Annotated in this window: 15 protein-coding genes; 5 read left to right on the top strand and 10 right to left on the bottom strand. The window is 71.4% G+C overall.

Annotation, left to right across the window (positions count from 1 at the left end; translation table 11 throughout):
- Positions 1-848, bottom strand: an 848-nt coding sequence (locus VFH59_RS12185; RefSeq protein ID WP_325165172.1) for an SLC13 family permease, incomplete at its 3' end; no start/stop codon positions are given.
- Between the two features lie 224 nt (positions 849-1,072).
- Between VFH59_RS12185 and VFH59_RS12180 the strand changes: the two genes are divergently transcribed.
- The gene (locus VFH59_RS12180; RefSeq protein ID WP_325165171.1) at positions 1,073-1,972 is read left to right on the top strand and encodes a patatin-like phospholipase family protein; all 900 of its coding nucleotides are present in this window, start codon (positions 1,073-1,075) and stop codon (positions 1,970-1,972) included.
- Positions 1,973-1,983: 11 nt separating this feature from the next.
- Here the strand turns inward: VFH59_RS12180 and VFH59_RS12175 are convergent, their stop codons facing one another.
- Both VFH59_RS12175 and VFH59_RS12170 read right to left on the bottom strand, forming a co-directional pair.
- The gene (locus VFH59_RS12175) at positions 1,984-2,352 is read right to left on the bottom strand and encodes a DUF488 domain-containing protein (protein WP_325165170.1); all 369 of its coding nucleotides are present in this window, start codon (positions 2,350-2,352) and stop codon (positions 1,984-1,986) included.
- Between the two features lie 81 nt (positions 2,353-2,433).
- Entirely contained in the window at positions 2,434-3,150 is a 717-nt protein-coding gene (locus VFH59_RS12170) for a glycosyltransferase family 2 protein (RefSeq protein WP_325165169.1), read from the bottom strand.
- 135 nt (positions 3,151-3,285) lie between these two features.
- On the opposite strand from VFH59_RS12170, the gene VFH59_RS12165 reads away from it, so the two are divergent.
- Genes VFH59_RS12165 through VFH59_RS12150 form a run of 4 tightly spaced genes read left to right on the top strand, consistent with a single transcriptional unit; the run spans position 3,286 to position 5,684 of the window.
- The gene (locus tag VFH59_RS12165) at positions 3,286-3,585 is read left to right on the top strand and encodes a DUF2282 domain-containing protein (RefSeq protein WP_325165168.1); all 300 of its coding nucleotides are present in this window, start codon (positions 3,286-3,288) and stop codon (positions 3,583-3,585) included.
- Positions 3,586-3,587: 2 nt separating this feature from the next.
- Positions 3,588-4,454 carry a DUF692 domain-containing protein gene (locus tag VFH59_RS12160; protein WP_325165167.1) on the top strand — a complete coding sequence of 289 codons (867 nt, stop codon included), beginning with the start codon at positions 3,588-3,590 and terminating at the stop codon, positions 4,452-4,454.
- Positions 4,429-5,205, top strand: a complete 777-nt coding sequence (locus VFH59_RS12155) for a DNA-binding domain-containing protein (protein ID WP_325165166.1) — start codon at positions 4,429-4,431, stop codon at positions 5,203-5,205. Before VFH59_RS12160 ends, VFH59_RS12155 begins: the two co-directional genes overlap by 26 nt.
- Entirely contained in the window at positions 5,202-5,684 is a 483-nt protein-coding gene (locus VFH59_RS12150) for a DoxX family protein (RefSeq protein ID WP_325165165.1), read from the top strand. The genes VFH59_RS12155 and VFH59_RS12150 overlap by 4 nt, the downstream gene beginning before the upstream one ends.
- A 49-nt stretch (positions 5,685-5,733) precedes the next feature.
- Here the strand turns inward: VFH59_RS12150 and VFH59_RS12145 are convergent, their stop codons facing one another.
- The 7 genes from VFH59_RS12145 to VFH59_RS12115 form a co-directional block, all read right to left on the bottom strand.
- Positions 5,734-6,465, bottom strand: a complete 732-nt coding sequence (locus VFH59_RS12145) for a DUF3379 family protein (RefSeq protein ID WP_325165164.1) — start codon at positions 6,463-6,465, stop codon at positions 5,734-5,736.
- A complete protein-coding gene (locus VFH59_RS12140) occupies positions 6,452-6,997 on the bottom strand; it encodes a sigma-70 family RNA polymerase sigma factor (RefSeq protein WP_325165163.1) in 546 nt (181 codons plus the stop codon). Before VFH59_RS12140 ends, VFH59_RS12145 begins: the two co-directional genes overlap by 14 nt.
- Before the next feature lie 20 nt (positions 6,998-7,017).
- Positions 7,018-7,884 carry a ParB/RepB/Spo0J family partition protein gene (locus VFH59_RS12135; protein WP_325165162.1) on the bottom strand — a complete coding sequence of 289 codons (867 nt, stop codon included), beginning with the start codon at positions 7,882-7,884 and terminating at the stop codon, positions 7,018-7,020.
- Between the two features lie 2 nt (positions 7,885-7,886).
- On the bottom strand, positions 7,887-8,732 hold the full coding sequence (locus tag VFH59_RS12130; protein WP_325165161.1) for a ParA family protein: 846 nt from the start codon (positions 8,730-8,732) through the stop codon (positions 7,887-7,889).
- 99 nt (positions 8,733-8,831) lie between these two features.
- A complete protein-coding gene (locus VFH59_RS12125) occupies positions 8,832-9,014 on the bottom strand; it encodes a glycosyl transferase family 39 (RefSeq protein ID WP_325165160.1) in 183 nt (60 codons plus the stop codon).
- A gap of 49 nt (positions 9,015-9,063) precedes the next feature.
- Positions 9,064-9,690: a 16S rRNA (guanine(527)-N(7))-methyltransferase RsmG gene (gene rsmG, locus VFH59_RS12120; RefSeq protein WP_325165159.1), complete on the bottom strand. Its 627-nt coding sequence runs from the start codon at positions 9,688-9,690 to the stop codon at positions 9,064-9,066.
- 68 nt (positions 9,691-9,758) lie between these two features.
- Positions 9,759-10,214 carry an SPFH domain-containing protein gene (locus tag VFH59_RS12115; protein WP_325165158.1) on the bottom strand — a complete coding sequence of 152 codons (456 nt, stop codon included), beginning with the start codon at positions 10,212-10,214 and terminating at the stop codon, positions 9,759-9,761.
- Between the last annotated feature and the right edge of the window lie 126 nt (positions 10,215-10,340).

Genomic DNA, 10,340 nt, shown 5'->3' with positions numbered 1-10,340 from the left:
TGGAAGTCCTCGATCTTCTCCCAGTCGCCGCGCACCAGCAGCACGTCGCCCACGGCCAGCTGCTGCTCGCGCGGCGACCACATGCGCCGCTCGCCGCGCAGCAGCTCGAGCGGGTAGACGCCGTATTTGTCGCCCAGCTGGGCATCGGCGATGCGCGTGCCGAGCAAGGGCGAGTCCTCGCCGACCACCAACTCGGTGACGTACTTGCCGACCTCGCCGCCGTCCGGCAGCGCCGCATCGATCTGCTTGGGCAGCAGCTTGCGGCCGATCAGCATCAGATAGGCCATGCCGGCGACCGCCAGCATCGCGCCGAGCTTGGTGAACTCGAAGACGCCGAACGGCGGCAGGCCGTGCTTCTGCGCCAGGCTGTCGGTGAGCAGGTTCGAGGACGTGCCGATCAGCGTGCACACGCCGCCCATCTGCGCCGCGTACGCCATCGGCATCAGCACGCGCGCGGGCGAGGTGCCGGTGCGCTGGCACACACGCAGCGCCAGCGGCAGGAAGGTGGCCACCAGCGCGATGTTCTTGACGAACGCCCCCAGCGGGGCGATCACCAGCATCATCGCCAGGGTCAGCAACCAGGGCTTGCGGATGCGCATCAGCAGGCGCGTCAGCGGCTCCAGCGCGCCGGAGCGCTCGATCCCCAGGCTGAGCGCGAACATCGCCGCGACCGTCACGGTCGCCTCGTTGCTGAAGCCCGACAGCGCCTCCTCCGGCGTGACGATGCGCAGCACCACCAGTGCCGCCAGCGCCATCAGCGCGACCAGGTCGATGCGCACCTTCTCGCTGGCGAACAACGCCATCGCACCCACGATGATCGCCACCGTGGCCCAGGCCTGCCAGCTCATGCGCGCGCTCCGCGGCGGCGTGAGGGGCGGCGCGGGACCGGCGGGCGGGGCGGGGCGGCGTTCAGGCGGGTATCGGCTGGCATGGTTCCTTTTGGGCTGCCCGGTCAATGGCGCGGACGCCGGCAGAACATCATAACGGTCGTGGCCGCTGAGCGTCCGGACGCAGACTTCACCACAGCCCCACGCTAACGTATCGTGAGGACTCGCCCTTCACAGGCCATCGCATGAGCCAGCCTGCCTCCGCGCATGCGCCGCGCAAACCGACCGTCGCCCTGGCGCTGGGCGCCGGCGGCGCGAAGGGACTGGCGCACATCGGGGTGATCGAGGAACTGGAGCGACGGGGCTACGTCATCGACGCCATCGCCGGCACCTCGATGGGCGCGCTGATCGGCGGCATCTACGCGATGGGCAAACTCGACGTCTACCGGGACTGGGTCTGCAAGCTGGCCCGGTTCGACGTGTTGCGGCTGGTCGACTGGACCTTTCGCGGCGGCCTGATCAAGGGCGAGCGGATCATCGAGACGCTGCGCGAGCTGATCGGCGACGCGTGCATCGAGGACTTGCCGCTGGCCTACACCGCGGTGGCCACCGACATCGACCGCGAGCGCGAAGTGTGGCTCAGCCGCGGCCAGCTGTTCGACGCCATCCGCGCCTCGATCGCGATCCCCACCATCTTTCGCCCGCACGCGCTCGAGGGTCGCCGGCTGGTCGACGGCGCGCTGCTCAATCCGGTACCGGTGACCCCGCTCATCCGCGAGCGTGCCGATCACCTTTTCGCGATCAGCCTGGATGGCCCATCGGCAACCCTTGCCCCCGAGCGTGACGCCGTGGCCCAGCCCGACGCGGAGCCCGGCTGGCTCGGCCGGTTGCTCTCGCACGGCGAGGACAAGCCTGCGCACGTGCGCGAGCCCGGCGCGCTGGCCTTGTTGACCCAGGCGATGGACCTGATGCAGTCGAATCTCTCGCGGCTGCGCCTGGCCGCCTACGAACCGGACCTGCTGGTCCAGATCCCGCGCGATGCGGCGGCCACCTATGAGTTCTACCGCGCCAGGGAGCTGATCGAACTCGGCCGGGCGCGCACGCGCGAAGCGCTCGAGCAGTTCGAGGCCAAGCGCGGCGGTTGAGCCCGGACCGGTCAGTGCGGGCCGTGCGCGGCCAGATAGGTTTCCAGATAGGCCTTCAGCGCGACGGCATTGTTGTGTTCTTCGTCGCGCGCGCCGTAGAGCAGGGTGACGTGGTTGCGGCGGGCCTTTTCGGCCAGCCCCTGCCATGCCTCCGGGGCGGCATCGAGCTCGCCCGCGTAGCGGTGGCGGAAGCCCTCCCAGCGGATCGGTTCGTGGCCGAACCACTGGCGCAGCTCGCGGGAAGGGCCGACGTCCTTCATCCACAGGTCGAGCGCGGCGTTTTCCTTCTTCAGGCCGCGCGGCCACAGGCGATCGACCAGCACGCGGTAGCCGTCCCCGGGCGAGGGCGGATCGTAGACGCGTTTGATCGCCAGGCTCATGGCGTCCCCCTTGAAGGAACCACGCGCAAGCTTACCCCCGCCGGGTGAACGCCCCGTAGGGCGCAGGCCCGACGGGATGCTTCAAAGCTCCTCGACGCGGGTGACCTTGGCCCGGCGCATCAGCCAGGCCACGCCCCGCAGGTCGGCCAGGCCGACCCACAGGCGGTCGAGCATGCCGTACTTGGAGGTGCCCGCGGTACGCGGGCGATGGCCGACCGGCACGCTGCGGCTCTCGAAGCCGGCGCGGCGCACAAGCGCCGGCAGGTAGCGGTGCATGTGGTCGAAATAGGGCAGGCGCAGGAAGGTCTCGCGCTCGAACAGCTTCAGCCCGCAACCGGTGTCGGGCGTGGCGTCCTTGAGCATGCGCGAGCGCACCGCGTTGGCGATCTTCGAGGAGATCCGCTTGTTGAAGCTGTCGCGGCGCGTGGTGCGCCAACCGGCGAACAGCTTGACCTCGGCCGGCGCGCTGCGGCGCGCGTCGAGCAGCCGCGGGATGTCGGCCGGGTCGTTCTGGCCGTCGCCGTCGAGCGTGGCGACCCACGCACCGCGCGCGGCGCGCACGCCGTTCCACACCGCGGTGCTCTGGCCGCTGCGGCTGACGTGGTGCAGCACGCGCAGTTCCGGGTAGCTGGCCTTCTGTGCAGCCAGCACGGCACGGCTGTCGTCGGTGGAATCGTCGTCCACGTAGACGACCTCGAAGTCCGCCTTTCCGCGCAGCGCGGTGGCGATCTCGGCGAGCAGCGGGGGAATGTTGTCGCGCTCGTTGAACACGGGCACGACGACGGAAAGCTCGGGCATGGGGCCAGTCCGGAGAACGGTTCGGCCGGCGATTATCGCCGATGCGCCTGCCGGGCGCAGGTCCGGTGTAAGGAAAGTGACGGCGGGGCGGTCTCCTCGACCAGCCGGAATGGTCCGGCCCAACGGAGAAGCCCCATGCAATCGCAGTCCCTCGTCGCCTCGGCCCTGCTCACCCTGCTCGCCGCCGGCAGCCTCGGCGTGACCGCCAACGCCCATGCCGCCGGCCGGATGGCCGCTCACGACGGCATGGAAAAGTGCTACGGCATCAACGCCGCGCACAAGAACGACTGCCAGTCGCCGGGTCATTCCTGTGCCGGGCAGGATGCCAGGGCCCGCGACCCGCAGGCGTTCGTGGCGGTCCCCTCGGGGCTGTGCCAGAAGCTCGCCGGCGGCTCGCTGGAGCCGGGCGACGGCATGATGATGAAAAAGGGCTGAGCGTGGCCGCAACGCACGCCTGGCGTGCGCAGCCGATCCCGACCGCGGTCGGGATCGGGCTGCGGCCGGCCCACCTCGCCCACGTGCTGGCGCATCGCCCGCCGGTGCCGTTCTTCGAGCTCCACAGCGAGAACTTCTTCTGTGCCGGGGGTGCGCTGTGGGACGCCTTCGAGGCGCTGCGGCGCGACTATCCGGTGAGCCTGCACGGGGTGGGCCTGGCGCTGGGTTCGACCGCGCCCCTCGACCCCGGCCACCTGGCCGCCCTGCGGGCCCTGGTCGACCGCGTCGAGCCGGCGCTGGTGTCCGAGCACGTCTGCTGGGGCCGGCTCGGTGAGCGCCACTTCAACGACCTGCTGCCCCTGCCCTGCACCGAGGAGGCGCTGTCGTTGATGGTCTCGCGGGTGCGGCAACTGCAGGACGCGCTCGGCCGGCGCGTGCTGCTGGAGAACGTTTCCAGCTACGTGCGCTTCACCCATTCGACGCTCGGCGAAGGCGAGTTCCTCGCCGCGCTGGCACGCGAGAGTGGCTGCGGCCTGCTGCTGGACATCAACAATGTATACGTCAACGCCGTCAACCACGGCGAGGACCCGCGGCGCACGTTCGCCGCGCTCGACCCGGCCACGATCGGCGAGCTGCACCTGGCCGGCTTCACCCGCAAGGAGGGGCTGGGCGGGCCGCTGCTGATCGATTCGCACGACGCACGCGTCGATCCGGCCGTCTGGGCCCTGTACGCCGAGGCCGTAGCGCGGTTCGGGGCCAGGCCCACGCTGATCGAGTGGGACCAGCACCTGCCTGAATTCGGCGTGCTGGAGGACGAGGCACGCCTGGCCGGAGAGATCCTGGATGCCGATGCCACCCTCCCTGCATGAACTGCAGCGCGCCTTCGGCGCGGCACTGGTCGGGGGCGACGGCGAGCCGCTGGCGCCGTGGATCGCCGCGCGCGGCATCGAGCCGGCGGCACGCCTGCGCATCTACCGCCACGCCAACCTCGCCATTCACGTCGAGGCGCTGGCCACCAGCTTTCCGGCGACCCTGCGCCTGCTCGGCGAGGCCTGCTTCGACGGCGTGGCGACCCGCCACGCCGCCTGGATCGGCAGCACCAGCGGCAACCTGCAGGCGTACGGCGCCGATTTTCCGGGCTTCCTCGCCGCACAGCCGGAACTGGCCGCATACGCCTGGGTGGCCGAGGTGGCGCGACTGGAATGGCTGCGCCAGGAGACCGCGCTGGCCGCGCCCGGCAGCCTGGCCGATCCGCTCGCCCTGGTGCTCGCGCTGGCCGCCGCCATCGATCCGGTGGTGCGCCTGCAGCCGCATCTGCGCGTGTGTTCGTCCACCGTGCCGGTGCTCGGGCTGTGGCGTTACGCCATGGAGTCGGGACGCACCGTGGCGCCGGACGGCTCGCCCGAACACGTCCTGCTCTGGCGCGCTCCCGAGGGTATCGCCATGCGTGCGGTCGGGCCGGCACTGGCCGATTTCGCCGGCGCCTTGCTGGCCGGCGAACGGCTGGCGGCGGCCTGCGCACGCGCACCCGCCACCGCGCCACAGGAACTGCTGGCACGGCTGCTCGAACACGGCCTGATCGCCGCCATCTCTCCCGCTACCGAGGACGCTTCCGCATGAACACCCGCACCGTCGCCATCCGCTGGTCCCGCCTCACCGCCTCGCTCGACCAGCTCGCGCCGCTGGCGCTGCTGCTGCTGCGCCTGTTCGTCGCGCTGGCGTTCTGGCGCGCCGGGGTGGTCAAGTGGGACGACCCGTCCGGCACCGCCTACCTGTTCGACAACGAGTACCAGGTCCCACTGCTGGCTCCCGCGCTGGCCGCCACGCTGGCCACCTGGACCGAGCTGGTGCTGCCCTGGCTGCTGGCGCTGGGCCTGGGTACCCGCGTGGTCGCCGCCGTGCTGTTCGTCTACAACATCGTCGCGGTGGTTTCCTACCCGGCGCTGTGGCCGGACGGCCTGTGGCAAGGCCTGGTTGGCGGCGACTTCAACGACCACAAGGCGTGGGGCCTGATGCTGCTGGCCCTGCTTGCGCTGGGCGCGGGCCGCTGGTCGCTCGATGCGCTGGCCGCGCGCGGGTGGCGCCGTCCACCGGGCTGACCCGCCCGCCGCGCTCGCCCGGACCCGCCGCCGGGGGACCGCAGCGGCTTCACAGCTCGCTGATGCGGCGCTCGCCGAGCCCGTCGATGGCCACGCGCCATGCCTGCTCGACGGCGTCGAACGAGCCGCGGTCCTTGTGGTTGGCGAGCATCACCAGCGTGCCGTGTCGCAGCGGCACCTCGCGCCCGAACCAGCCATCGCGCTGGAACGTGCGGCGCGTGGCGGTCTGCCGGGCGGGCACATAGAGCACCACCACCGGCTGGCCGTCCGGGCGGTTGACCAGGTGCACGGTGTGGAACGGGCCGACGTCGCAGACGTGCACGTAGGTGGTGTCGGCCGGCAGCGGCCCGCGCAGCGCGGCGTGCCGTGCGGCAAAGGCGGCGGCCACCGGCGCCGCGGCCAGCGGCCGGGTGAGCTGCAGCGAGCCGATCTCCTCGGGCATGTGCGCCACCGCCAGCGTCGGCAGTGCGCGTGCCTGCGCCTGGCGCCAGGCGATGCCGCCGCCGCCCAGGACGATCAGCAACGACGCGGCCAGGCCCAGCGCGACGTGGCGGCGGCGCGCGTGCTGCCGGCGCACGCCGGTGGCCTGCGCGAGCAGCACGCGCTCGGCCAGGCCCTCGGGCAGCGCCACGTCGAGCGCGCCGTGCAGGGCATGCTCGAAGTGCTGCGCCTTCTCCCACGCCGCGGCACAGGTCGGGCAGGCCTCGCGGTGGGCGCGCATGGCGGGATCGGGGCCCTGCGGCTCGGCGCCCAGGCGACGGCGGAACTCAAGGCAATCCACGCTGCACCTCCGGGCGTTCGCCATGCACGATGGCCTTGAGCTTCTGGCGCGCGCGGAACAGCTGGGTCATCACCGCGCCGGGTTGCTGGCCCAGCTCGGCCGCGATCTCCTCGCAGCTCATGCCGCCCAGCACCTGCAGCAGCAGCGGTTCGCGGTATTTGTGCGGCAACTTGTGCATGGCCTCGCGCAGTTGGGCGGCATCGCCGTGCCGTTCGGGGCTGGCCCAGGCGGCATCCTCGGCGAGCCCCTCGTCCAGCTCGGTGGTGTCCAGGCGCCGGCGTTCGTGCAGGCGCGCGTGTTCCCGGCGCAGGATGGTCAGCAGCCATGGCCGGGCCGCCTCCGCCTCGCGCAGCGCGTCGAGGTTCTTCCAGGCGCGCAGCAGGGTTTCCTGCACCAGGTCCTGTGCCAATGCGTCCTGCCCGCACAGCCAGTAGGCGAAGCGGTACAGGTCGCCGGCATGGGCGCGGGTCAGCGCTTCGAATTGTCGCTGTCGGGAGTTCACCTGTGAGAAGACCGGGCCCAGCCGCTTCATCTTTCAGGCGCTCCCCTCGGTCAGCGCAGCTTGCCCAGGATGCCGTCGAGCTCGTCGTTGCTGTGGTAGTGGATCACCAGCTTGCCGCGACCGCCGCGGCCCTGCGCCAGCTCCACGCGGGTGGCGAAGCGCTCGCCCAGCTCGCGCTCCAGCGCGTCGATGTTCGGATCGCGCGAACCGGCCCTGGCCTTGCCCTTGGGCGCGGCCTGCGCGCGGCGCGCGGCCTCTTCCAGCTCGCGCACGCTCCAGCCCAGGGTCGAGGCCTGGCGTGCCAGCGGCACCGCGATGCCCTCGTCCAGGGTGAGCAGGCAGCGGGCGTGGCCCATTTCCAGCTTGCCCTCGTCCAGCAGCTTCTTGATCGGCGCCGGCAGGTCGATCAGGCGCAGCAGGTTGGACACCGCCGCGCGCGAGCGGCCGACCGCGTCGGCGGCCTGCTGGTGGGTGAGGTCGAAGTCGTCGATCAGGCGCTTGAGCGCGTCGGCCTCCTCCAGCGGGGTGAGGTCCTGGCGCTGGATGTTCTCGATCAGCGCCATCGCCGGCACCGCGGCCTCGTCGACCGTCTTGACCAGGGCGGGGATCTCGCTCATCTGCGCGCGCTGGGCCGCACGCCAACGGCGCTCGCCGGCGATCAGCTCGTAGCTGTTGCTGCCCAGTGCGCGCACCACCACCGGCTGGATCAGGCCCTGCGCCTTGATCGAGGCGGCCAGTTCGTCCAGCGCCTCTTCGTTCCAGTGGCGGCGGGGCTGGTACTTGCCCGGCTGGATCTGCTGGATCGGCAGTTGGCGCAGCTCGCCTTCCTGTTCCAGCGGCGAGGCGGTGCCGGCGCCGTCGCCGCCGAGCAGCGCGTCCAGCCCGCGGCCGAGTCCCCGTTTCTTCGCGGCGGCCATGGTTACTCCTGGTGGATGTCGGCGGCCGCGTCGAGCGTCGCGCCGGTGTCGTGCATGTCGTTGAGCGCGGCCACGGCCGCCTGCGCACCGCGCTCGCGGCGGATGATCTCGCCGGCCAGGCCGATGTAGGCGATCGCGCCACGCGAGCTGCGGTCGTACAGGTGGATCGGCTGGCCGTGGCTGGGCGCCTCGGCCAGGCGCACGTTGCGCGGGATGATCGAGCGCAGGACCTTGTCGCCGAAGTGCTGGGTCAGCTGCGCGGAGACCTCGTTGCCCAGGTTGTTGCGCACGTCGTACATGGTGCGCAGCAGGCCCTCGATCTCGAGCCTGGGGTTCAGTCGCTGGCGCACCGCCTTGACCGTGTCGAGCAGGCTGGAGAGCCCTTCCAGCGCGAAGTATTCGCACTGCACGGGCACCAGCACCCCGTCGGCCGCGGCCAGCGCGTTGAGCGTGAGCAGGTGCAGCGAGGGCGGGCAGTCGATCAGGATCGTCTGGTATCGGTCGCCGATCTTGGCCAGCTGTTCCCTGAGCCGGCTCTCGCGGGCGATCGCGTCCATCAGCTTGAGCTCGGCGGCGGTCAGGTCGCCGTTGCCAGGCAAGAGGTCGTAATGCGCCTCGGTGGCGACGATGGCCCGCTCGATGGGCGATTCGTCCAGCAGTACCTCGCAGCCGTTGGGCTTGGCCTCGCGCTTGTCCACGCCCGAGGCCATGGTGGCGTTGCCCTGCGGGTCCAGGTCGACCAGCAGCACCTTGCGCTTGGCCGCGGCCAGGGCCGCCGCGAGGTTGACCGCCGTGGTGGTCTTGCCGACGCCGCCCTTCTGGTTGGCGACAGCGATGATGCGTGCCATGGGTCGATAGCTACCGGTTGCGCGGAAAGGGGCCTAGTGTAGTGCGTCCGGCGCGAGGGGCGACCCGCCGGCCGGGGGCGTTCGCCGACGCGCGTCGCATCACAGGCCGCCGACCGGGTCGCGGCGGTGGCGAAGCCGGAGCCAGCAGGCAAGTTCCAGCCCCAGTCCGGCAAGCAACAGCGGCACGCCGGTCAGCGGCTGGCCGAAGAAGGCCGGGCCCAGGCCCAGCGTGAACGCGGCGGCGCCGGCGACGAGCAAGGTGAGACTGGCCAGGTGGCGCATGCTGCGTGGCTCCGGGAATCGGCCTTCGAGCATAGCTCCGACCGGGTCCTTACGTGCGGCCGAGTACCAGCAGCTGCCGCTCCGCCTCCAGCCCCGGCACTTGCAGCGCATGCCGTTCGCACAGACGGAAGCCGGCCGGGATGCCGGCCAGCTCGTCCTCCGCCGAAGGGCCTTTCATCGCCAGCCAGCTTCCCCCGGACGCCAGCAGGTGGCCGCCCCAGCCGAGCATGTCGGCCAGGCTGGCGAAGGCGCGCGCGGTGATGCACTCGAACTGGCCCTGGAGGTCTTCCACGCGCGACTGTACGGCCCGCACGCCCTCCAGCTTCAGCGCGCGGATCGCCTCGCGCAGGAAGCGCACCTTCTTGCCGTTGGAGTCCACCAGCAGGATCTCGCGGCCGGGGGCGGCGATGGCCAGCGGGATGCCGGGCAGGCCGGGGCCGGTGCCGAGGTCGGCGAGCGTGCTGCCGTGCACGTGGGGCAGGATGGCCAGCGAATCGAGCAGATGGCGGGTGACCATCTCGGCCGGGTCGCGCACGGCAGTGAGGTTGTAGGTCGCGTTCCAGCGCTCCAGCAGCGCGAGGTAGTCCAGCAGGCGCCTGGGCGCGTCGTCGGGCAGTGCCAGGCCGAGCGCGGCGAGGCCGTGTTCGAGGCGGTCGTGCAGCAGGGCGCGGGTCATGGCTCGAGCTCGGGAAAGGCCAGCCGCACAGTATCGGCCGCGGCTGGCGGGGATGCCAGCGTGGCGCTTCAGGCGAGGTCGAGGTCGACCCGGGTGACCATCATGCCGCGCTCGCGCAGGGCGGCATTGAGCCGCTGCTTGAGGCGATGGCCGAGGTGCCGGCGGTCTTCGCCCGCCTCGGCCGGTTCGGCCTGCAGCGCGTCCAGTGCACCGGTGCGGATCAGCTGCTCGACCTGGTCGATCACCGCGTCGGCGCGCTCCGGCTCCAGCACCTGCCAGTACACCGTGCCGTGAATGTCGTGGGCGGAGGCCCGTGCTTCCCGGAAATGCAGCACCTGCCCGCTCAGGTCGATGCGGTGGCCGATCCTCTGCAGGCCCGGCAACACCAGGTGCACGCCCGGCTGCAGCAGGCGCAGCAGCTTGCCGCCGCGATACAGGCTATGGACCTGTCCCGCCGGCACGCGCTTGACCGCGCTGGCGAGCAGAGCCAGGCAGGTGGTCAGCAGGAGCAGCGCGGTTGTCATCGAATTCAGACGCTTGCGGTGGGTTGTTCGAACGGTGGAACAGAAGGCCGGACAACATGTTGCTACAGCGCATCTTAATAACCATTTAACGGCTCGAACCGCGATCCGCCGCACGGATTCGCGCGG

This window comes from Frateuria sp. (assembly GCF_035695185.1).
In the GTDB taxonomy this organism is placed as follows: Bacteria; Pseudomonadota; Gammaproteobacteria; order Xanthomonadales; family Rhodanobacteraceae; genus Frateuria_A.
This window is presented reverse-complemented; position numbering and strand designations above follow the sequence as displayed.